Origin of the sequence: Halorientalis pallida (assembly GCF_004118325.1) — an archaeon.
Classification (GTDB): Archaea; Halobacteriota; Halobacteria; order Halobacteriales; family Haloarculaceae; genus Halorientalis; species Halorientalis pallida.
This window is the reverse complement of the sequence record NZ_RDFA01000005.1, coordinates 367924-390283: the sequence shown is the minus strand read 5'-3', so window position 1 is coordinate 390283 and position 22360 is coordinate 367924. Positions and strand designations below refer to the sequence as shown.

The 22360-nt window shown below is 63.1% G+C and carries 20 protein-coding genes; 8 read left to right on the top strand and 12 right to left on the bottom strand.

The window, feature by feature from the left end:
* Positions 1-10 precede the first annotated feature (10 nt).
* Positions 11-1159, bottom strand: a complete 1149-nt coding sequence (locus tag EAF64_RS15375; RefSeq protein WP_129069861.1) for an HTH domain-containing protein — start codon at positions 1157-1159, stop codon at positions 11-13.
* Positions 1160-1759: 600 nt separating this feature from the next.
* Here EAF64_RS15375 and EAF64_RS21770 point away from each other — a divergent pair.
* Positions 1760-2140 carry a PD-(D/E)XK nuclease family protein gene (locus EAF64_RS21770; protein ID WP_227739004.1) on the top strand — a complete coding sequence of 127 codons (381 nt, stop codon included), beginning with the start codon at positions 1760-1762 and terminating at the stop codon, positions 2138-2140.
* Between the two features lie 33 nt (positions 2141-2173).
* Here EAF64_RS21770 and EAF64_RS15365 read toward each other — a convergent pair whose 3' ends face one another.
* Positions 2174-2527, bottom strand: coding sequence for an Hsp20/alpha crystallin family protein (locus tag EAF64_RS15365; RefSeq protein WP_129069860.1), 354 nt, complete (start codon positions 2525-2527; stop codon positions 2174-2176).
* A gap of 36 nt (positions 2528-2563) precedes the next feature.
* On the opposite strand from EAF64_RS15365, the gene EAF64_RS15360 reads away from it, so the two are divergent.
* Complete coding sequence (locus EAF64_RS15360) at positions 2564-2791, top strand: hypothetical protein (RefSeq protein ID WP_129069859.1); 228 nt, start codon at positions 2564-2566, stop codon at positions 2789-2791.
* Between the two features lie 175 nt (positions 2792-2966).
* Here EAF64_RS15360 and EAF64_RS15355 read toward each other — a convergent pair whose 3' ends face one another.
* The 3 genes from EAF64_RS15355 to EAF64_RS15345 all read right to left on the bottom strand — a co-directional run bounded on the left by EAF64_RS15355 (position 2967) and on the right by EAF64_RS15345 (position 5174).
* Positions 2967-3617 carry a metal-dependent hydrolase gene (locus tag EAF64_RS15355; protein WP_227739003.1) on the bottom strand — a complete coding sequence of 217 codons (651 nt, stop codon included), beginning with the start codon at positions 3615-3617 and terminating at the stop codon, positions 2967-2969.
* A gap of 111 nt (positions 3618-3728) precedes the next feature.
* Entirely contained in the window at positions 3729-4430 is a 702-nt protein-coding gene (locus EAF64_RS15350) for a CehA/McbA family metallohydrolase (protein WP_129069857.1), read from the bottom strand.
* A 183-nt stretch (positions 4431-4613) separates the two neighbouring features.
* A complete protein-coding gene (locus tag EAF64_RS15345; protein WP_129069856.1) occupies positions 4614-5174 on the bottom strand; it encodes a GNAT family N-acetyltransferase in 561 nt (186 codons plus the stop codon).
* Between the two features lie 189 nt (positions 5175-5363).
* Here EAF64_RS15345 and EAF64_RS15340 point away from each other — a divergent pair, with 189 nt between their 5' ends.
* Positions 5364-6215: a CBS domain-containing protein gene (locus EAF64_RS15340; RefSeq protein ID WP_193767715.1), complete on the top strand. Its 852-nt coding sequence runs from the start codon at positions 5364-5366 to the stop codon at positions 6213-6215.
* Positions 6216-6387: 172 nt separating this feature from the next.
* On the opposite strand, the gene EAF64_RS15335 is transcribed toward EAF64_RS15340, so the two are convergent.
* Positions 6388-8733 (bottom strand): choice-of-anchor I family protein, encoded by a 2346-nt coding sequence (locus tag EAF64_RS15335; protein ID WP_193767714.1) that lies wholly within the window; start codon positions 8731-8733, stop codon positions 6388-6390.
* A 534-nt stretch (positions 8734-9267) separates the two neighbouring features.
* The gene (locus EAF64_RS15330; protein WP_129069854.1) at positions 9268-9492 is read right to left on the bottom strand and encodes a hypothetical protein; all 225 of its coding nucleotides are present in this window, start codon (positions 9490-9492) and stop codon (positions 9268-9270) included.
* 229 nt (positions 9493-9721) lie between these two features.
* On the opposite strand from EAF64_RS15330, the gene EAF64_RS15325 reads away from it, so the two are divergent.
* The gene (locus EAF64_RS15325; RefSeq protein ID WP_129069853.1) at positions 9722-10108 is read left to right on the top strand and encodes a VOC family protein; all 387 of its coding nucleotides are present in this window, start codon (positions 9722-9724) and stop codon (positions 10106-10108) included.
* Between the two features lie 132 nt (positions 10109-10240).
* On the opposite strand, the gene phnE is transcribed toward EAF64_RS15325, so the two are convergent.
* From phnE to EAF64_RS15310, 3 genes are read right to left on the bottom strand one after another with little or no spacing between them, the layout of a single operon-like run.
* Positions 10241-11236, bottom strand: coding sequence for a phosphonate ABC transporter, permease protein PhnE (gene phnE, locus EAF64_RS15320; protein WP_227739001.1), 996 nt, complete (start codon positions 11234-11236; stop codon positions 10241-10243).
* Positions 11233-12033, bottom strand: coding sequence for a phosphonate ABC transporter ATP-binding protein (gene phnC, locus EAF64_RS15315; RefSeq protein ID WP_129069852.1), 801 nt, complete (start codon positions 12031-12033; stop codon positions 11233-11235). Before phnC ends, phnE begins: the two co-directional genes overlap by 4 nt.
* 6 nt (positions 12034-12039) lie before the next feature.
* Entirely contained in the window at positions 12040-13002 is a 963-nt protein-coding gene (locus EAF64_RS15310) for a PhnD/SsuA/transferrin family substrate-binding protein (RefSeq protein WP_129069851.1), read from the bottom strand.
* Between the two features lie 762 nt (positions 13003-13764).
* On the opposite strand from EAF64_RS15310, the gene surE reads away from it, so the two are divergent.
* Positions 13765-14604, top strand: coding sequence for a 5'/3'-nucleotidase SurE (gene surE, locus EAF64_RS15305; RefSeq protein WP_129069850.1), 840 nt, complete (start codon positions 13765-13767; stop codon positions 14602-14604).
* A gap of 122 nt (positions 14605-14726) precedes the next feature.
* Here surE and EAF64_RS15300 read toward each other — a convergent pair whose 3' ends face one another.
* The gene (locus tag EAF64_RS15300; protein WP_129069849.1) at positions 14727-15116 is read right to left on the bottom strand and encodes a hypothetical protein; all 390 of its coding nucleotides are present in this window, start codon (positions 15114-15116) and stop codon (positions 14727-14729) included.
* A 529-nt stretch (positions 15117-15645) separates the two neighbouring features.
* The gene (locus EAF64_RS15295; RefSeq protein WP_227739000.1) at positions 15646-17130 is read right to left on the bottom strand and encodes an orc1/cdc6 family replication initiation protein; all 1485 of its coding nucleotides are present in this window, start codon (positions 17128-17130) and stop codon (positions 15646-15648) included.
* 1025 nt (positions 17131-18155) lie between these two features.
* On the opposite strand from EAF64_RS15295, the gene EAF64_RS15290 reads away from it, so the two are divergent.
* The 3 genes from EAF64_RS15290 (at position 18156) to EAF64_RS15280 (ending at position 22277) form a co-directional block, all read left to right on the top strand.
* Positions 18156-19838 carry an ATP-dependent DNA ligase gene (locus EAF64_RS15290; RefSeq protein WP_129069848.1) on the top strand — a complete coding sequence of 561 codons (1683 nt, stop codon included), beginning with the start codon at positions 18156-18158 and terminating at the stop codon, positions 19836-19838.
* A gap of 66 nt (positions 19839-19904) precedes the next feature.
* Entirely contained in the window at positions 19905-20900 is a 996-nt protein-coding gene (locus EAF64_RS15285) for an MBL fold metallo-hydrolase RNA specificity domain-containing protein (RefSeq protein WP_129069847.1), read from the top strand.
* 114 nt (positions 20901-21014) lie between these two features.
* Complete coding sequence (locus EAF64_RS15280) at positions 21015-22277, top strand: sulfatase (protein WP_129069846.1); 1263 nt, start codon at positions 21015-21017, stop codon at positions 22275-22277.
* Positions 22278-22360: the final 83 nt, after the last annotated feature.

Below are 22360 nucleotides of genomic sequence, written 5' to 3'. Positions count from 1 at the left end.
CGTTGTTTGGTTAGTCGCCAGTTCGTTTAGCGAGACCGGAAGCCGCGTTCGACTGTACGGTCAACGGCATCTGTTTATATACCTGTCCGAACTGCACCACGGTATCCTCCGTATCGGGGACGACGCAGAGGATTCCGGCGACACGAACACTGGGGTTGATCCGCGGACATTCCCACCGTAGCGCATCAAATTCGACGGGATAGGCAAACGCCGCCCCAACCGGATCGTCGAGGTCGCCCAGCCGCATCGGATCGTTCAAGAGGACGTCGGCCACCTCCCAGAGCAGTTCGGTCGCGGTGGTCGACTCGGTCTCGACGGGCTCGGGGCAAATCAGGTCGCCGCGGTCGTCGTCCTGGAACGGCAGCGCCAGCCGATAGCCGCTCTCGGTTTCGCGAACGAGATCCAGCGCTGCCAGTACGTCGACGTACTTCCGGAGCGACCGCGTCGACACGTCGGCTCGGGTGGCCAGTTCCGTCTGAGTGAGCGGTTGATTCGCCTTCAGCAGCGTCGCGACCGCCGCACTGACCGTCGGCGCGGCGTCGGGCAGCAGGCGAGCTGGCTCCAGCTGGGCCAGGACGTATCGGACCTCGTCGAGGCGGAGATCCCGCGGCGTGTCCTCGCGTTCCAGCCAGTGCAGGCCATCGGCAACGGCGTGGGGACTGGCCGCCAGCGCTCGGCACAGTGTCACCGCTTCCCGGGTACTGTGGAGGTTCTTCTGGGAACACAGCCGGGAGATGGTTTCGGCGTAGGCCTCGCGACCAGCCGTCCCGATCGGCAGGCGAACAGCGATTTCGCGGGCGTCCTCACGGGTTGGCTTCCTGGCGCTGCGGAGGTAGCCTTCGAGGTGGTTGCCGAGTTGGCTGGCGTGGGGCCCGCGGATCGTCAGCGAGCCGATGTACTCGCCGAAGGGATCGGCGGCGTCGACATCGACGAGTGGGGCCTGGCGCACCTTGTCCGGCCGCTGTTCGTAGAGTTGGCGGTAGACCGTGTGATCGCGATACTGCGACTGGATCTGGGCTTCGTGTAGCAGCGTCGCTCGGATCGAATCCAGTGTCTCGTGGTCCAGCCCCGGCGCTAGCAGGAGTTCGCGATGGATCATCACGCCGGCCTCATCGAGCAGATGGACGATCGACCCGGCCAAACCATGTGCTGACTGCACGATCCGGCCCCGGAAGGCATCGCAATCGGCGTACTCCTCGTGCGGAGGTCGGTCGTCATCGCCGCAGGTTCCTGGCCCCACTCGATGAGGTTCTCCAGGAGGACGCGCGGGTCGGTTTCGGCCTCCTCAGGAAAGCCGCCGATACACCGACAGTATCGAGTTGCGACCGGATCAAGGTCGAGATTCTCCAGTTGTTTCGGTGGCAAAGCGGCCTGCAGAACCTTCGGCGTGAATAAAGTCAGTGCAGTGCTCACCACGTGTTGGAGTGGAACACTCGGAGAGAACCCGATAGCTACCGACTCCGATCGGCCGGCGAGTCGACGTGGCACATCTGTACCGAACTGATCACACCGAATCAGTAAACGACCAGCGAAAGGTACTGTTGACCGATTCCAGCAATTACCATCACAACGCGGGCAAATCGTTTCAGCCAACCTGCCTGGGTCATCACACGGTCCGCATTACTGATGATCCCGACGCCTGTCGCGACAGTCGTCGTAGCCATCGATACGGCGACGACAACGACGTAGACGCCCGACACGAGAATTACTGCCTCGGTCGAGAGCGAGACCGCTCGCAAGACGACGTCTACGGTCGTCTGTGAGCCCGGGTCAGAAAGAAGACTTCACCCACGTCCGAAGTCTCATCGATTCGCTCGATGGCGAATTGCTGGTCCAAGAGGAAGCATGTCTCCCGCTCACTGTGGACGAAGAGCGTGTTTCGATCTCCGGTGTCGTCGATCTCGTTCACGTCGTACCTGAACGAGTCGAGATAATCGATCACGAGACGTACCGCACCCGTCACACACAATCGGAGTACCGCAAACAGTTGAGTGTCTACTACCACGTCCTCTCTGAGTGGTTCGACGATCGCCACGTGACCGCCGCAATTTTCCATACGGCCGAGGGAGAGCGGACGGCTATCGACCCACTCTCTATCGAAGAATCACGTGCCATCGTCCGCAGGACAGGCACTCGATAGCTCTTATCAGCTTCTTGGCAAAATCCGTCGGCTCTACTGGAATCCGATGTTCGCAGGATCGGTCGTTCGGTCGAGCGTAACCTCGAGAATACCGTTATTGAAGCTCATCTGCGCGGATTGATCGTCAACGTAGGCTGGGAGGTCGAGGCGCTCGACGACCGGGCGCGGATCACGTGCGACACGGATCGCCAGGATCCGGCCGTCACACTGTATCTCGATCTCTTCTTCGCTGGCGTCTGGAATATCTGCGACGACACGGAGCTCATCGTCGTATTCGTGGACGTCGACAGCCTCCGTCTCCTCACCAGTTTTCCCCGCTAACATATCGTTGATCTCGCCAAAGAGATCGCCGAACGGGTCCTCGTCGTCGTCCGGATTCCGTCTCATCACTACTTATACGTCAGTCACCCGGATAAGACTTCGGTGACACGCATCGAGCGGAAGCTCGTTTCGGTGTTAGCCCTCCAAATTCGGTTGGCTAACTCTGTACTGAGTTGCTTCGGGGTCGTAGTCTGCGCCCTGCAGATTCGTGCGGACATCGCCGACGGTGTCGAGGGTGGTATAGAGGCGTTTCCTCGTGCGGCCGCTGCTGAGGATACGGAATCGCGCAGGCAGATCGTCGCGAGAGTGATCACTCAGCGCTCTGTGTGAATGCCTCGAACGCGGACTGAGGGGTTGTTGGGCCTCTCGGCACGTATGGGCACACGGTCGACCAAGGGGCCGAGATATGGCTTCAGGTCCGGTTCGTTCGGGTGGCGATCGAGCCCTGTACGATTCGAGTGGGACAGAGAGATTCCTGCCGCCGGTTGGTCAGAGCCACGACGCGTCAGCGCCGCCGGAGTGCAATCCGGGTAGCGCCACTCTCGGTCTCCTCGACGGAAACGACTGGAAACGATGCAACGACCCAGGCTGGTGTGAGCGCGGCGAGGCGGCTACGGAGCTCCGTCAGCCGCTTTCGTGCGAGCACGTAGGCTCCCGCCACGACGAGCAACCACAGGAGGGCCGCGTCGGCGGTCGGCCCCGTCGCGGGCGTGAGCAGTGCGACGGCTGCGAGGCCGACGGCGAGTAGCCCGTCCTCGGGCGCACCGGAGTAGCGAACCAGCCGACGTGGCCGGTGCCACCTGCCCAGTGCGTGGTTGTAAACAGCCTGCTCGCTGGTTGGGTTCCACGGAGCGGGTTCGACACTGCCGGCCAGCACGTCCGACCACGCGTGCAGCGCCGCGGCACCGACGGCCACCGTGCACAGCAGAACGCCGGGACTCGGGCTGACGGCGGCCCACGCAGTGAAGATCGCGGCGAGGAGGGTGTATCCGACCGGAAAGTGGAGCGATTTCCGGTGTTCGGCCACTAGATCGAGATCCGGTGCCATGCCGCCAAAAAACGCAGCCGCGAGTAGGGGAGGACCGGCGTATTCCGAGAGGGCAGGGGTCGCGAGGGCCACGAGCGCGAGGCTCGCGAGGCCGTGGGTCAGGGCCATCATTACTGCTATTGAGCACTATATCCGTCTCGACAGTCATAAGCGAGGTGGCTGGGAGTGGTCGTTCTCAGCGGGGGAGCCCGTGGTGTGTGCGGCCGTCCGACCGCTTCGTCACAGCAACGATGGGGCGTTGTACCGCGCCGTGGCGACGAGTTTCGTCACGTACTGCCACGTCGAGGTGCGGCGGCCGACCGCGGCGGTCCGGCCGTCGCGCATCGCGGCGAGGATATCCTCCTGCGTCGGTAACTGGTCGGGCCGGAGCGTCACTTCGGTCGCCGCGAGTCCGAGCCCAGTCGTCCGGTGGGCGTCGCTGCCACCGAACATCGGGTACCCGTGTTCGCGGGCGAAGCGCTCGGCCTGGGCGTTGCGCAGGCCGACCAGCGTGAGGGCGTTGTACACCTCGATGCCCCCGACGCCCTCGATGGCGTCGGCACTCGCGCCGTGTCGGGAGCGCTGGAATGGGTGGGGCACCACGGCCAGCCCACCTGCGTCCCTGATCCGGTGCGCCGTCCTCGACAGCGGTTCGTCCGGTGGCGGTGCCTCGTCGACGCCGAGCGCGAGCAGGTGGCCCTCGGCCGTCGACACCTCACAACCGACGATGACCGTCACGTCGAAGTCGTCCGCCAAGTCGGTGGCGACGTGGGCACCCTGGACCGTATCGTGGTCGGTGACGACGACGGCGTCCAGCCCGACCGCCTCGGCACGGGCGAGCAGCCGCTCGGGGAGCAGTTGGCTGTCGTACGAAGCGGCAGTGTGACAGTGGATATCGACCCGGACCGTCCGACCCACAGCTCCGCTCACAGGTCCCCCCACTCGAGTGCCGACACGAGTGCGACGGGCCCACCCAGGTCCGTGCCCCCACCCCGATCCCTGGTCCCCCGGATCGTCTCGCGCAGTCCCCTGCTCATACAGCGTGTGTAGAGTGCCAGCCGGTCAGCGTATAAATGTACTCCGAGAATTATTTACTCACGAACCATCTATATACCTATTGACCGGTCAGTTCCTGACCGTGCTGTAGTGTGCCACCGGACCGACTCGTACGTAGCGGTGGCTCCGACGGACGGTGAAGTCCCGAGACTCGAACAGCGCCCGCGACGGGACGTTGTCTCGGGCGACGAGTGCCGTCGCGCGTTCGGCCCCGGCCTCGCTGGCGTGAGCTAGCGTGTGATCCAGCAGCGCGCCCGCGATCCCCTGGCCCCGGTGATCAGGCGCGACGAACACCCGCCGGACGTACACACCGTCGAACGACAGGTCCCGTTCGAGCGGGTGAATCGACAGTGTCGCGTCGACCGAACTGAACAGATACCCCAGCGGGGCCCCGTCGGCGAACGCACCGACGACGACTTCGCCGTCGACCAGTTCGTCCGTCGGCGCGTCGAGTGTCTGCACCCGTGCTGGCTCACAGATCTCGACGCGTAGATCGTCGGCATCGGCCGCCACGTCGCTGGGGAGTTGCCGGCCATACTCCGACATCACGGTCGCGGTGACGCCGGCCGCCTGGAGTCGCTCGTAGACAGCGCGCCCGTAGCGGTTGCGAACGAGCCGGTGGAGCTGCATCTGCGTCGACGTTCACCCGACCCGAGGATAAGCGCTCTGACAGCAGCTTCCGGCTCAGAGTGCGCTATTGTGCGGTACAGATCCATGGGAACCTGTCCGGGTCTCTGTCGGTTGCTCATAGCAAGGATCTCCCCGTCGAAGTGAAATCGGTCCACCTACCAGATGATTCCAATTCGCGTCCGAGAGGTCATGTCGTCGCCCGCGGTCACCGTCGGACCAGACGACTCACTCGAAACGGCCGGGCGGCTGATGCAGAAACACGATATCGGCTCCGTCGTCGTCACGGAGGACGGCGCTGTGCAGGGCCTCATCGAGCGCTCTGACCTTTTGGACTGCACACTCGACGACATCGCCCTCTCGGACACGCCCGTCGCTGAGGTTTCGGCCCCGGAGCCACCGACGGTGACCGCTGGCACGCCCCTCCGGGAGGCACTCACGGTGGTCACGTCGGTCGACGAGCGACAGGTCCCGGTCACGGACGAGTCCGAGGTAGTCGGTGTCCTGTCGACGACCGACGTCGCCACCTACCTCCCGCAGCTCCTCCACCGCATCCCAACGGCCGAGGAAGGTGACGCACTCGTCGTCCCGGGGCACAACGAGACGAGTTACGAGCGAGCCGACTGGGACTTCGAGGACGGTGGGGACCGCCCGTCGGCGGTCAAACAGGGTGAAACCTTCCAGTTCGAGAAACAGATGGCCGACGAGGACGTGACGGCCTTCGCAGAAGCGAGCGGGGACACGAATCGCCTCCACCTCGAAGACGGGTTCGCTGCCGAGACGAGATTCGGCCATCGGATCGTCCACGGGCTACTGGTCGCGGGCACGATCAGCGCCGCGGTCGCCCGCCTCCCGGGCACTGCGGTCTATCTCTCTCAGAGCCTGAGTTTCCTGGAACCGGTGGCCGTCGGTGAGTCGGTCACCGCCGAAATCACGGCTTCGGAGCAACTGGGTGACGACCGGTGGCGCTTGACCACGGTCGTTCGGTCCGAGGACGACGAGGTCGTGATCGACGGCGAAGCGACCGTGTTGCTCTGGGACTGAGCAGTTCGGACGCGGGGAACAGCGTACTCACCATTCTTCCGTTGAGACTCCTTCAGAGGGACCCGTACCTGATCGGGTGGGTTTCGGCCCGCGTCGGGGCTGTCGGGAGCGAGTGAAAAATCTGCGAGAAAGAGTGGGCTGACGGGAGTGGCCGTGTCGAGTGGCGTTCGGCCTACTGTTCCTCGTACAGTTCGACCACGTCGTCGTAGTCGATCTGACCGTTGTCGTTGAAGTCGTAGGCCTCCTCATTCAGCTGGACCGCATCGCTGTCGAGGTTCTCGAACAGGAGTTCGATGTCGGCGTAGTCCATCCGACCGTTGCCGTTGACGTCCTCGTAGAGGCCGTCACCGTCGGGATCGGTCGGGGCATCGCCACCGGAACCGCTGCCGCTGCCGATGGCGGGCGGGCCGGTGACGACGAGGCCCTCGTCGACGACCGGGTCGATCTCGCTGCCCGACTCGTCGTCCAGCGCCTCGACCTCGACCGTGAGGTCGGCCGTGCCGGTGCTGTGGCCGTCGAGCGTGAGCGACGCCAGCGTGACGCCGTCAGTGCCGGGTTCGACCGCCCGGCCCACGTCGGAGAACTCCAGCGTGACCGACGAGCCGTCGGCGGCGATCGCGGGGTCGGCGGTGAGGCCGAGCGCGTCGCCGTACTCCACGTCCTGAATGCGCGCGACTTCGGGGTGGTCGACGGAGACGGTCACTCGCCCGCCGGCGAGGCCGTCCCGTGCGGAGCGGAGGTCGAGGTCGACCGCGGCGGAACTGTCGGGGCCGACGGCGACCGATCCGACGCCGAGGACGGTCGTCGCCGCACGGAAGATCGTCGTTGTCCCGCTGATCTCGTGGCCGACGAAGACGAGCGGGTCGTCGATCGGGCTCTCCTCGACGCTCGCGAAGGCCAGGCCTTCCGGACCGAGGTCGCCGGCGGCGTACGACGGCGCGTCGCCATCGGCGATCTGCTCGTCGATGTTCACCGAGAAGTCGCGTTCGTTGATGTAGTCCACGAACACGGGCGATTCGGGGTCGGTGATATCGTACACCATGACGCCGCCGACGCGTTCGAGGCCGACGAACGCGTAGTAGTGGTCGCCGATCCGGCCGAGCGTGAGCCCCTCGGGTTCGGGACCCTTGTTGTCGCTGCGACCGTCGGGGTCGCTCTCGGCGTTGTCGTTGTTGAAGTTCTCGGGGAACCGTTCGGCGGTGATGCGCTCGAAGTCGCTCCCGCTGTCGAACACCATCTCGCCGTCCGCGTCGAAGATACTGAACGAGCGGCCACCGAAGACGTAGATCTCCTCGTAGAGGCCGTCGTCGTCGGTGTCGCCCAGCGTCGTCGTGACACCCTTCGCGCCGAGGTTCTCCGGCTGTTGCAGTTCCTCGACGCTGTCGATGCCCTCGATCTCGTCGAAGTCGAACGCCTCGGGATCGAGGTCGAGTTCGGAGACCTCGGCCTCCTCGCTGAACCCGTCGTAGTCGCGGCCGTCGCCCTCGTTGGCCGTGACGATGTAGGTCTCGCCGTCGGGGCTGTACGCACCGATCGCGTCGGGCTGGAGGATGCCGTTGATCGGCCAGTTCCGGACGTTGACACCGCCGTCCTCGTTACTGGCGTCGAGTTCGTTGCCCGGGAGACTGTGGTCTTTGAAGCCCAGCGGCAGGAGCTCCGTCACCGACGCGCTCTCGATGTCGATCTCGGCGATGGCGTTGTTCTCCTGGAGCGAGACCCACGCCGTCGTCGAGTCGTCGCTCACGGTGACGTATTCGGGCTCGAAGTCCTGGGCGGCACTCGCGTTCGGCCCGAAGATCCTGATGCCCCGTTCCCGGAGGTCCTCCTCCATGCCGTTGAACCGGGTGAAGTCGGCGGTGCTGACCGTGGCCGCGTCCGCACCCGCGGAGATGTCGACGATGCTGACCGAGCCCTGCGGGTCGACGGTGTACTCGCTGTTTGGCTCTGCCTCGTTGGCGACGAGCGCTTTCTGTCCGTCAGGGGTGAACGTCACCTTGTCGGGGAGGGCCCCGACCGTGGCCGTACCGAGGAGGTCGAGCGAACTGGGGTCGTAGAAGCCGACCTGGCCCGGTTCCTGTGCGTTCTCGTCCTGAATCGCGACGGCGACGGTGGAAGTCGCGACCGCGACGCTGTTGGCGCTGCTCACGCCCTCGAGGTCGGCCGACACGTCGATCGCGTCGACTTTCGTCGGGTTCGTCGGGTCGGCGATGTCGAGCACGTCGACGCCGCCGAGGTCGGCGTTGATCACGAAGACGCGCTGTGTGGGTGGGTGGTAGTCGACGATCTCGGCCCCGCCCTCGTCGAACAGGCCCGACTGGTAGCGCCCGATGGATTCGAGGCGGATGGCGCCGCTCTGCTGGATCGTGCCACCTTCGATCTGGGTGGTCGACTGTCCGGGCCCCGAATGCGAGTCGGTGTCCGCGACCGCCGACGTGGCCAGTAGTGCGAGTGCTGTGCTCCCGGAGAGGCCGAGGAACGCCCGGCGTCCAAGGTCCGACTTCTTTCGTTGATTCGTCACAAAAAGGTTATCGTAACGTATAGGTTAAATTTTGTATAATTTTAGTATATTACTGTATGAGGGCTATATGTCGTAAGCTACCCTACAGAGTAGCTATCTACAGGGTGTTTCACATCGGCAAGTCAGTTGTGAGTTGAAGAGTCATTCGCCCGTGGCGGTGTGGTATCTGGGTGTCCGGCGACCGAGACACCGCGGCAGTAGCTGGGACTCCGTCGGCACCCTTCGGTGATGGCCGTCCGTACCCAGGAGGCCCTCACTCCGGCTCCAGTCCCCGAGCGAGCGGCCGGTCATGGGTCCGCCAGCGGGGTCCAACTCCGGTCGCGCTTGTGCGTGGCGCGCAGGTCCCTAACCCATCACGCGGACAGCGTCTCGAATCGGTTGCCCCGGGCCGCCACGAAGAGTCGCTAGCCGAGTGGTGATTGGAGTGCGTCGAGAACTGCTCGTTCACGGTCGTCCGTTCCGTCCCACGTGTCGAGCAGTGCACGCCAGGTCAGGGGTACGCGGGATTTAGAATGCCGCGCGCGCGGCCGTCGGTCACCACGTCCGGCGCAGCGATGCCACCGTGGGCTCTCGGGTAGCCGACGAGGAGGTCGCCGAAGGCGTCGGGCCGGTCGGCGATCGCCTCGGGCCACCGACGGGGTCGATCTCCGGATCCGGTCCCCCGATGGCCGCCCAGTTCGTCCTCTCGGCGTGGTAGATGTCCCGGACCCGGTCGATCGGCAGTTCCGTGACGCCCGCCTCGTACACCTCGGCGCTCATGTACTCACCGCGTTCGTCAGAAACGGAACTGTCGCCGGGATCGTCGTCGGTGCGATCCTCGTCGCCTTCCCGTCCGTGTTCGTCGCCACGTACGGATTACTCGTCTTCCGAGATCTGGAGCGAGGGCGAACGGTTTGATGACGGGCCGCTCTCGCCACGACAGACTACCGGTAGGCCCTCGGTCATGTTCTTGGCCTGAGAGAACGAAAGATCACACACGAGCCACGCCATCAACTGGTTCGAGATTCCGGCAGCCGACTTCGGGCGAGCGGTCGAGTTCTACGAGCGCGTGCTGGACTGCGCGATCGACACCCTCGAGATGGACGTGGGCCCGTACGGGGTCTTCGAGACGGACGGCGACGCGGTGGGCGGTGCCATCCTGGCCGCCGACGAGTACAGCTTCGACGAGCGCGGGTCGAGCGTGTCCATCGAACCCGGTGCGACTGGCCCGACGGTCTATCTGCACGTCGGCGACGGGCTGACCGCGGCGCTCGCTCGTGTCGAGCAGGCCGGGGGGTCGGTCCTCGTCGAGCCACAGCCACTCGACGACGGCGGCGAGTACGCGATGGTCAGGGACACCGAGGGGAATCGTGTGGGGGTGATGACCCGGGAGTGATGGCGACCGCTGGTCGGTGAGACGGTCCCAGTAGCCACCCGGTTGGCTACTGTCGGTGGCTCCGGACGCGGCGTGAGGCTGCGGGAAACGAGTGGTGAACGAAAGGAGAGATCGGAACTCGGAGTAGCACTGCTACTTGAGTAGCGACTTCGACATCCGTTCCGGGAAGCCGACGATGAGCTCGTAGAGGCTCAGTTGTTCTTCGTCGTCATCGCCGCGAAGGTACGACCGTGTTCGTTGGCTGATCATCTCGACCGAGAGGACGAGCACCACGATGAACAGGATCGTCGCCATCATGTTGGTGAATTTGAACGTTTGCTGTTCGATCGACAGCGTCACGCCGAGCCCGCCGGCACCGATGATTCCGAGACCGACTGCGGACCGGACGTTGTTCTCCAGGATGAACATCGCCCAGGCGATGAACGGGCGAACGATCTGTGTGATCATCCCGAAGGTGATCACCTGTGGCTTGCTGGCCCCGGTACTCCTGATCCCTTCGATCGGTCCGTCGTCGATCTCTTCGAGTTCGTCGGTGAGCAGTCGGCCCAGCTCCCCGATGGTGTCCGTCCCGATGGCGAGTGTCGCAGTTACCGGCGAGATGCCCCCCAGCGGGACGTATATCAGCGCCCAGACGAGCGACGGGATCGAGCGGATGATGCTCATCACACCGCGAAAGAGGAAGTTGAACGGGAACGGTGTGACACGCTCGTTGCCGAGGATACCGAACAGTAGTGCCAGCGGGGCACCCACGATCGTGCCTGCGAGGGCTATCGCCAGCGTTATGCCGGCTTCGCCGACCAGCCCTTCTTCGACCCAGAACTGGTAGTATCGACCGACGTCGACGAACGGGATCAGGTCGAAATACAGTGCCGGTGGAAAGTACTGCGTGAGGGCCTCGGTGAACTCCGGCCAGTACTGGATCCACTCTTCCTTCCAGAACCCGGCCATCTGCAGCGACCAGAGGAGCAAGATCCCGATACAGACGAGCAGGGCCGACTGGGAGAGGCGACGCAACAGCCGGTTCCGTTTCAGTTCGGCGTGTTGCTGTTCGATGGCTGACTCTCCGTTGCTACCGTCGAGGGATGGTGGGAGTAACCTCTCGAACAGGGAGTCAGAGTCCGCACTCATGGTTCGGTCTCCAGGCCTTCGTCTGTTTTCTGGATGGATTCGTTCATGTCGGTACTCTCGGCCCCTTCACGGAGTTCGTCCGTCTCGATGTAGCCATAGATGTCCTCGAGAACCGCAGCCGTCAGCTCCTCGCGTGGTCCGTCGAAGACCACGTCACCTTCTTTCAACCCGACGAACTGCTCACCGTACTCCCGGGCAATGTTCACCTGGTGAAGGCTCGCCAGGGTCGTGAGGTTGCGCGTTTCGGCCGTCTCACGGAGATACTCCATCACCGTCTCGGCGCTCGACGGGTCCAAACTCGCGACCGGTTCGTCTGCGAGCAGGAGGGCGGGTTGCTGTACCAGCGCGCGGGCGATCCCGACGCGCTGTTGTTGTCCACCGCTCATGCTGCTCACCTTCTGACCGGATTCGTCGAGCAGGCCGACCGTGTCCAAGGCCTCGAGCGCTAGTTCTCTGTCGTCGACGGGCTGGCGATTGAACAGACTTCGAACGAATCCGGTCCGATTCAGTGTCCCGGTGAGTGCGTTGTCGTAGGCGCTCAGTTCCTCGACGAGGTTGTGCTGTTGGAACACCATCCCGACATCCGAACGGGAGTTGGTGACCGCCTCGCCGTCGAGGTAGACACTCCCCGACGTGGGCTCGGTCAACCCATTGAGGATCCGCAGTAGCGTCGATTTGCCGGCGCCGGACCGTCCGAGCACGACAGCGAACTTGCCATCGGGAACCTCGAAAGAGACCTCGGACAACGCCGTCGTATCGCCGTATGTTTTGGTCAGATTATCTACTCGAAGGGCCATGGCTGCTTAGAGTTGGCCCAGGTCGACATCCAGCGTGTTGATCACGTCGATGACTGGCTGGTAATCATCGATGCTGGCTTCCGTCACTGCAGACAGCGGATTATCCACGTCGCCGTCCGGCTCTCGAAGCGTGTCGTCGCCGATCGAGGTGATCGCCGCCTCGATTTCGCTTCGGAGGGGGTGCTCCCAGTTGCTCCGGGCGATGATGGGGGAGAATGGGAGCGAGGTGGACGCCTGGACCAGCTCCAGTTCGGGCGATTCCGACCCGACGTCGCCGTCCCACCGACCCGACATCTCACTGACTCGATCCGGCCACTGGTCTTCCGGGATGTGGTTCAGGAGCACCGCTATGTCGCACCCACAGGCGACGACGTCGTCTCGATTGATGAGCGTCTGGACGGCGTTTCGATGACTCCCAGTCCACTCACCGTTGTAGTCGGATGGGTCACCGTAGGGTGCCTCACCGGTGTCGAGGCCGGCCTGATTCAGCATGTAATTGGGGTACAGCGATCCACTGGTCGACGGCCGGTCCGCAAAGGCGATGGTTTCCCCCTGGATATCGCTGGTATCCTCGATATCGGAGTCGGGGAGCGTCGCGAGCGCCGAGAAATACACCGATGCACCGCCCTCTTCGACGATGCCGACCACGTCGATCTGGTCCGGGTTCGCGAGGAGGACGATGTCACTGCGCGTCATCTCGGCCTGATTATTGATCAGGGACTGGCCGATGGCCGACGTGTTGTCAGCGAACTCGACTTCGAGTTCCAAGCCCTCGACTTCTGACTGGAGATATTCCCGGAACGGCTCCCACATCTCTTCGGTATCTCCAGGAGTTTCCGCCGGCGTTTCGAGAAAGGTAACTGTGTCACTGCTCGACGATCCGGAATTGTTCGCGCCACACCCTGCAAAACCGGCGGTCAGTGCGAGGCCAGCACTCTGGAGCACGCGTCGGCGTGTCTGATCGTTCATCGACAGAGAGGAGATGGTAATTCGTACGTTTGAAATCTGATAATTTTGGCCTATATTGATTTATAGAGATAGCCCCATATCAACAACATCAATAGCGGTGTATGGTGCTGACTTTATATCAACAACATCAACATCAATATATAATGAGTGTAGTACAGGACTGATTTGTACTACCGGCTATAATCCCGTTGAGGAGGTCGACACCCGCGTTCTTCGATTCTCCACGACCGGACCGTTCGCTGGAGTGGAAAGAGTACAGCGTCGAGTTGTCTGCCAACGCGCTCCCTCGGACACGAACACGTCATCGAGTGTCGAATCGTCACCCCAGATGGCCTTGGACTATGCGCCTGCCGATCTGTGCTCCACTATACACCAATCCACTCGCTTCCGTACGTCTACATCGACACCACCGACGGTCTCCAGCGACGCGGATCGGTTCGAGCGGGTGATCACGAGAATTCGGAAATTGGATCGGCGTCCGTCACGCGGCACCCCTTCTGACAAAAAACAGAACTATTTAGTTAACAAAAATATCGGACTCTCGTCCGACAGGGTAGTTATCGGGTGACTGGTCCATAGCTACAGGACTGCTATCGTTCGACGTGGCACTCAGAGGACAACGAACGAGGTGCTGTATCGCTCCAGCCTTCCTCGAAAGCCGTGCCGAGCCGACCGAGTTTTTGTCCGTGGCTCGGATTGTGCAGGTATGCCAGCACGGGATCGAGTCAGTGACCGAGTGGACGGCCGACGATTCAAACTGCGATGAACATCCTTCTCACGAACGACGACGGGATCGACGCGCCGGGCCTGCAAGCGCTGGCGTCGGCGCTCGACTCGATCGGCGACGTGACCGTCGTCGCCCCCGCACAGAACCAGAGCGCTGTCGGTCGCGGGCTCTCCTACGGCCGGATGGGGCCCGACGGATCGAACGGGGGTGCGGTCGGCCTCGGCGAGGGGTCGGACCATCCATTCACCGTCACGATTCCCCACGAGTCACACGAACTCGGGTACGCGATCCACGGCACGCCCTGTGACTGCGTGATCCTCGGCGTCGACACGTTCGACCCCGACGTGGTCGTCGCGGGGTGTAACGCGGGCGCGAATCTCGGGATGCACGTCCTGCCCCGATCCGGAACCGCCAGTGCCGCCACCGAGGCGGCATCGCTCGGCGTCCCCGGGATCGCCGTGTCGATGGACGTCCTCGGCCTGGATCGGTCGGCGCTCGAACCGGCCGACTTCGAGCGGGCGTCCGAAATCGGACGCAACGTCGTCGATAGTGCGACCGCCGCGGGCGTGTTCGACGCCGTCGACTACTTCAACGTCAACCTTCCGCGACCGGATCGGTCCATCGAGGGGGTCGCGATCACCCACCCGACCGCACAGTACGATATGCACGCCGACCTCGCGGACGGTCGCTTCAGCATCCACAACCCACTCTGGGCCGAGATGGCACAGGGAGACGTCCCGGACGAAGACGGCAGCGACCGTCGGGCGGTGCTGGATCGACGGGTGAGTGTCTCGCCGCTCACCCTGCCACAGAGCGGGATCGACGACGGAATCGTCGACAAACTCGACGACTGCTTCGACGACATTGCGGAGTAGTACCCGTTCTGGATTGGTCGGGTCTGTGTGTCGATGTGCGGTCCGTGTCGGGTGTTTGCCACGTCGCTCGGAGGGAACTGGACTGTCACTACCGACGAGTCACGGATATTTCAGTGTCGGGCTCACTCTTTCGGGTTCACCGGGCCGATGTACTCGTTCTTCCAGGAATCGCCCTCGCGCCACTGCCAGTAGTAGTAGCGATACTCGGTTTCGGCCGTCTGCTTGGTCGTCTTGACGGTGATGTAGGCGCCACTGCTCGGTACGTCCTCGTAGTCGGTCGGATCCGTCGAGAGATCGCGCTCTTCTAGCTGGTCCCGCTCTTCCTCGTCGATCTCCTCGTCCGCCCGGCGTGCCTCCAGTTCGGACTGCCGTTGGTCGCGCTTCCACGCCGCGAGTTCGCTCGCGTACGTCGCGACTGCTTCCAGGCGGTCCGGCGGTTGTTTCTCCAGCGGGTCGCGGAGGTAGTTCGGCAGGTCCGGCGGTGACGGTCTTGGCTGTGGGTCGTCCGCCATGGTTACCCCACGTTTCGTTCACTGTTCAGTTTGTGGGGTAACGTCACCGACCAGTAGGGGAGCGATCGCCTACATTCCATCTGGGGTGACCTCTTTACTGGGTCTACACTCCTCGAAACACATCGATAGAGGTGTGTCCGTCTCGCTGTTCCCATCGGACTGCCGAGAGTTGCGAGGTCTGTACCTCATCCCGAGAGGTCTGTCGACAGGGGGATTCCACAGCGGCTTCGCCGTTCGAAATCGAAATACCGCGAGGAAGAGCGGTTATTTCTCGAAATTACACATCGATAGAGGGGTGTGGAGTCTCGTGTCGGCCGTGGTCGTTCAGCTATGGTGTCGTTCGACGGATTGTTTCAGTCGAACGAATTGTGGGAACTGGCACTGTCTGTGGTGAACACATCGATAGAGGTGTGTCTCGGGGAGTCTGTGTTGGCCGAATCCCCGGGTGAGTCCGGTTTAGTGCGACCCTCAGTGAGTCCGGTTTAGCGCGACCCTCAGTGAGTCCGTGTATGGATTGGCACCTGAGACCTCAGGATTGGTTTCGGAGTTGTGCCTTGACGACCGTCTGGACTTCTTCCGGGGAGACCATGTCGATGCGGGAGTCCTCGCGGAGCGTATCGAGGATGGTACCGGGCCGTTCGGCGAACTGGAATTCGAGAAACATCCCCGAACTGGGGCCGTGGCTGCGGCGCTCGAAGTCGACCAGTGAGTACGTCGTCAATTCTTTCATCTTGTTGACGTAGGTCTCTTGATGGTACTGGTCGGCCCCGATCGCGTCGGTGAGGAACTGGTAGACACGATAGCCGGTCGTACTGCGCGCGGTACCGTCTTCGGTCTCGTTCGCGACGGTCGCGGTCGCGTACAGACAGAGTTTCTTCTGTGTGCTGATCCCCCGGATGACTTCGAGAACCCGATTTTTCTCAACTTTCTCCTGTGCGTTCCGGACGTGCTCTTCCCGGACTCGGGAATCGCCCTCGCGCTCGGCGAGTTCACCGGCCACCCGCATGAGATCGATCGCCTTCCGTGCGTCACCGTGGGTCTGTGCCGCGAACGCCGCCGCCAGCGGGATGACGTCGTCGCTAAGGACGTCGTCGTAGAACGCGTCTTGACGGCGGCGGAGGATCGCCTGCAACTGGTTGGCGTCGTAGTCGTCGAAGTGGACGTCCTCCGGAGTGAACGAACTCAGGGCCCGACTCCCCACCGACTCCATCATCTTCGTGTCGTTCGAGATCGCGACGACCGAGACGTGCGCGGAGAGGTCGTCGATTGCACCCGACCGCGAGAGTTGATAGAGGAGTCGTGAGAACGCCGGATCCTGTTTGTCCCGACGACCCACCAGCATGTCGAGTTCGTCGAGCACGAAGACCACGGAATCGAAGTTCTCGTCGACGATCCGGTACAGTTCGTCCCACTTCTCTTTCGTCGCGACCCCGTGTTTGGGGACCTCGACGGAGACGCCGGCTTCGTCGGCGGCCCGCTCGGCCAGTTCGTAGACGGCGATACCGAGAGTGTCCAGATCCTGGCAGTTCACCTCGACGGTCCCGAACCTGATATCGCGTTGCTCACAGATGTTGCTGATGTTCTTACAGACCGCTTTCGTGATCAGGGATTTGCCCGTCCCCGAGGGCCCGTAGAGAAAGAGGTTCGGCGGTCGGTTGTCGCCCAGTGCGACCCGCAACATCTTCGTGACTTCCTGGAGCTGAGTGTCCCGACCGACGATTCGATCCTCCTTGACGACGTAGTTGGGATCGAGCAAGGATCGGTCCCGAATCAGCCCTTCCTGGTCGTCGAACTCCAGCAACAGCTCTTCGATCGACTCCGACTCGTCGCCGCTGGGGACCTGAGGTCGGTCCGATCCGGTCGGGTCCGCCGGCTCATCGTCGACCGATGGTATCGACTGATCCACCTCGAGGTCCCCATCTGCCCTTTCCGACGGTGGATCGGATTCGACCGATGATGACCGCTCTCCGGACTCCGAGTCGTCACCGACGTGGTCGGAGCCGTCAGTATCCATGTCAGCATCCATTCAGCCAACGATAAAAAGTGTTGCCCCACCTCTATCGAAGTGTGATCGGTAGATAGTGGAACTGGAACTCTTGAATTACGGGAGTTACCTATCTCGACGAAGATCAGTCTCCGAGGGGCCGACGAAGTGATCCACGGTGAAGGTGAAAGAATTCGCGGACTCCCACACCCCTCTATCGATGTGTTCGAGTGATCGAGAGGGTGGGGGGTTGGAGAGCGAGTGGGGAGCGGGTGGATGTACACAGAATCGACAGAAGAAGATCCTCAGATCGGGATTTTTGATGATACGAGATCTCTACCACGGACCACACTAGTTCTAGAGGCGGCCAGCGTTGCTGGTTTCTCCACTCTCTCTCTCTTCTCTTCTAGCTAGCTAGAAACTAGACACACACACCCCTCTATCGAAGTGTTCGATGTGTTCGGTCCCCGCTAGTCGTTTGTTGTCGGCGGAGTATCTCTAGAAACTCCGATCTCACTCACTGGAGCTGTGTGTGTTCTGCCTACTCACGACCGTTAGCCTGCACCTTCGTCGGGTCCGCTATCCTGAATCCCGAGCAGTCCCTGTACAACCCCCTTGCCCTTCCCGGAAGAACACATCGATAGAGGGGTGTCAGTGTGTTCGATCACCTCGCTGATCGTCTACCACACTATCGAGCCTCTGATCGTCTACCACACTATCGAGCCGGCGAACAAGCCGTGTAATCACTCACCGAACACCCTCCTCGAGTTCCGCCTACCTGGAGAGCGAATACACATCGATAGAGGTGTGTCTGGATCGATGGTCGGGACGATCGGACTCGCCGACCGGACCTGACACGTTTGTTACCCCACATATTCGGACTATACACCGTTCGTGGGGTAACTGTCGTGGTCCGGCCCTCCAGAAACCGAGACCCAAGCAAGTCGCCCCTGTCGCCGAATCGTTTCCGATTCTCCGAGCCGGTGTTTCATCGACTCCGCCACTCATCGAATCGAGACTGGAAGTTAACCACGTGGAATCCATAGTACGGTCGGATGGAGTACGCCGAGTTCGCGACGTTCTGTGACCGATTGGCGGCCACCGACGCGGATCTGGAACAGGTCCGGATCCTGGCGGACTGGTTGACCGAAACGGATGCGGACACGGTACCGCTGGTCGTCGCGACGGTTCGCGGGAAGGTGTTCGAACCGTGGGAGACGGCCGAAATCGGCGTCTCTTCGGGTTTGACGGTCGATGCGATCGACACGGCGACCGGTGTCGGGGTCGACCGAATCGAAAGGGTCTGGAGTGAGACCGGGGACCTCGGGGACGCCGCCGCTTGGGCAGTCGAACACGAGACACAGCAATCGCTGTTCAGTGAGCCGCTGACACTCGAACGAGTCTACGAGACTCTTCGCGAACTCGCAGAGTTCGACGGCGAGGGGAGTCAGGATCGACGAGTCGGTGAAGTCGCGGGGCTGATCGCCGACTCCGACCCGGACGAGGCGAGATACGTGGTCCGCACGGCGCTGGGACACATGCGGCTCGGCGTCGGTGACGGCACGATGCGTGACGCCGTCGCGGCGGCGTTCCTCGACGGGAGCGGGGCGGCTAGCGAGGCGGTCGAGCGCGCCCACCAGGTGACGAACGATTACGGACTCGTCGCGACGACTGCCCGGGACGACGGTCGCGACGGCCTCGCCGCCCTCGACGTCGAGTTGTTCCGGCCGGTCCAGACGATGCTCGCGAAGAAAGCCGAGGGGCTCGGCGACGGTATCGACGACGTCGCCGACGAGGCCGACGACGTACATCTGGAGTACAAGTACGACGGGGCTCGCGTCCAGATCCACGTCGACGGTGACGATATTCGTGTGTACACCCGCCGGCTCGAAGACGTCACGCCGCAGTTCCCGGACGTGGTCGAGGCAGTCTCCGAGCACGTCACCGCGAAGCGGTGTCTCCTCGACGGCGAACTCGTCGGGTACGAGCCGGAGACCGGCGATCCGATCCCGTTTCAGGAGTTCTCGCGGCGCATCAAACGCAAATACGACATCGCGGAGATGGTCGAACGGATACCGGTCACGCTCTACCTGTTCGACGTCCTCAGTCACGACGGTGACTCGCTGTTCGAGACACCACTCCGTGATCGGCTCGACAGACTCGACAGAGCGTTCGAACCCGATGCGGGTGTGATCGAACGCGCCACCCACCGAGCACGCGAGACGGACACGTCGGCAAACGACTTCTATCAGGACGCGCTCGCGGCCGGACACGAGGGGGTGATGCTGAAGAATCTCGCAGCGATGTACCAACCCGGCGAGCGGGTGGGCTACATGGTGAAAGTAAAGCCAGTGATGGAACCACTCGATCTCGTCGTGACCCGGGCCCAGTGGAGCGAGGGGCGTCGGAGCGACTATCTCGGCCGGCTGTTCCTCGGCTGCCGGGACCGCGATGGGGAGTTCGCCGAAATCGGTCGCCTCTCGACCGGGTACACTGACGAGGAACTGGCCGCGCTCACCGACAAACTGACGGCGCTGATCGTCTCCGAGGACGGTCGGATGGTCGACCTCCGACCCGAGGTCGTCCTCGAAGTCGAGTACGAAGCGATCCAGCAGTCCCCCGAGTACGGGTCCGGGTACGCACTCCGTTTCCCGCGATTTCTAGACGTGCGTGACGACCTCTCGCCGGCAGACGTCGACACGATCGAGCGCGTCGAGACCCTGTTCGAGGACCAGTGAACTCCCCCCACTGTCCGCTGACGGCGGGCAGAATCGTTTTGCTGGCACCGCCCCTACGAGTTCGTAGTGACGTCCGTTCGGCACACCGACGGTATCGAGATCGAACTCGCCGACGGCCGGGTCGTCCACGCCGACGCGTCACGGCCGAACGGCGACGTCGCGGTCTGTAGTCACGCTCACGGCGACCACCTCTACTCGGAAGCCCCCGACTCGATGGTCTGTTCGGACCTGACGGCGGCCCTCGCGGACGTCCGTCGTGACCGTGCACCGACCCCGACCACCCATCCGGACATCGAGTTACTCGATGCGGGACACGTGCCCGGATCCCGAGCGGCGCTGCTCACCGCAGAGGACACCGCACGCGACGAACCCGTCCGTATCCTGTACACCGGTGACGTGTCGACGCGAGATCGGTTCTATCTCGACGGCTTCGAACCGGTCGACGCGGATGTCCTCGTCGTCGAGGCGACCTACGGCACGCCGGAGTACGTCTTCCCCTCACAGGCCCAACTCGAAGCCGAGGTCGTCGACTGGTTCGAGGACACGGCCGACCAGCCGGTGATCTGTATGGGCTACACGCTGGGTCGTGCCCAGGAAATACAACTCCTCGCACAGCGTGCCGGGAGATCGAGACTCCTCGTCACCGATGCCATCGCGGAGATCAATGGCGTCGTCGAGGCTCATCTCGACGTCGATTTTGGCGCACAGCCGTACGAACGAGCGACCGAACTGTCGGCCGACGACGTCCTGGTGTTGCCTGGACAGACGAACTCCCTCTCCTTCGTCGAGCAGTTGCGTGAATCGAGCGACGCGATCAAGGCCGGCTTCTCGGGTTGGGCGATCGACAGCAGCTTCAAGTTTCGAGGTGACTACGACGAAACGTTCGTCCTCTCCGATCACTGCGACCACGAAGAACTGCTCGATCTCGTTCGCGGTGTCGACCCGGAGCAGGTGTACGTCCAGCACGGCGCCGTCGACGAGTTCGCGTCGTACCTCACGAGCGAAACGCCCTATCCCGCGCAGTCGCTGCAGCGAAACCAGACGACACTCGGGGATTTCTGATCGTCTCGTCTCCGCGATACGCTCCCGCGACCTGGCAATACCGCTCTGTACCACACTACACTGATATATACACCTCTTAGCAAGTTCTTGGCCGCTTCCACGTCTGGGACCGGTATGAACCTGCTTCTCGTGGTACTGGATTCAGTACGCGCGGCGAACTGTTCGCTGTACGGGTACCCCAGGCAGACGACGCCGACGCTCGAATCGCTGGCCGACGAGGCCACGGTGTACGAACAGGCGCGGGCGCCGTCGAACTGGTCGCTCCCGAGCCACGTCTCGCTGTTCACCGGGTTGCAGACCAGCGCCCACCGGGTGACGGTCCACGACGCACTCGAACCGGGTCACACGGTCTGGGACGACTTCGCCGACGCCGGCTACGACACGGGACTATTCACGGAGAACGGGTTCGTCGCGTCACACCCCGCCGGGCTCGACGAACCGTTCGATACCGTCGTGACGGTCCCCGACGGCGAGTACCCCGAGGGCCAGCGACCGGACGGCTTCTACTACGCCGACGCGATGCTGGACTGGACGAGCGAGCGTGACGAGTGGGCGGCCTGTCTCAACCTGATGGACGCCCACCGACCGTACCAGCCCGCCCAGGAGTACGACCACTGGGGCGATCGTGACGCCCGGCGGCTCCAGGCCGACCTCCCGATCCGCTGGGAGTTCCCGGTCCACGGTGGCGACGTTCCCTACTGGCACCTCTCTGGGCTCGAATCGCTGTACGACGGTGGCATTCGGCAAGCCGACGCCGTTCTCGGGACCGTCGTGGAACGACTCCGGGCCCGGGGCGAATACGACGATACGCTCCTGATCGTCTGCGGCGACCACGGCGAGGGGTTCGGCGAGTTCGGACGACTCTCGGGCCAGCCCCGTGCCGCGGCCCACATCGTCCCGACGACGGAGAGTCTGCTGCACGTTCCGCTCGTAGTAAAACGACCGCGACAGCGCGAGGGCCGGACCGTCACCGATCCGGCGGCGCTGACCGCCATCCCACAGGTCGCGAACGCTGCCCGCGAGGGGCATCGCACCACCTGTGCTCGCGAGCAGGTCCTCGCCTCGAAACAGCCTGTTACTGGCGAACTCCGCCGGCGCTACGAGTCCGCCGTGACAGACCCGGGGCCGTTCTTCCGGGAGAGCCGAGTCGTCTACGAACAGACACCCAGCGGTGTCCGCAAGACCTACTCGTGGGGGGATGCCGTCGGGACGGTCCAGGTTCCGCGTGCGGGGTCGGTCGGCCAGCCGAGTGACCGTGGCCGGGACCGCCTGTCGGCTGCGTTCCGCCCAGTCGAAGCGGCTGGCGTCCGACAGGTGGGTCGCGGCGAACCCGCCGACGAGACCAAAGAGCAACTGGCTGCGCTCGGGTATTTCTGATACTGGGCGTCCGATGCCCTGTCGATCTGCGGTCGAAATCGCGAAATCACCCCGCGGTTCGTGTCTGTCCGTACGGGAGAACG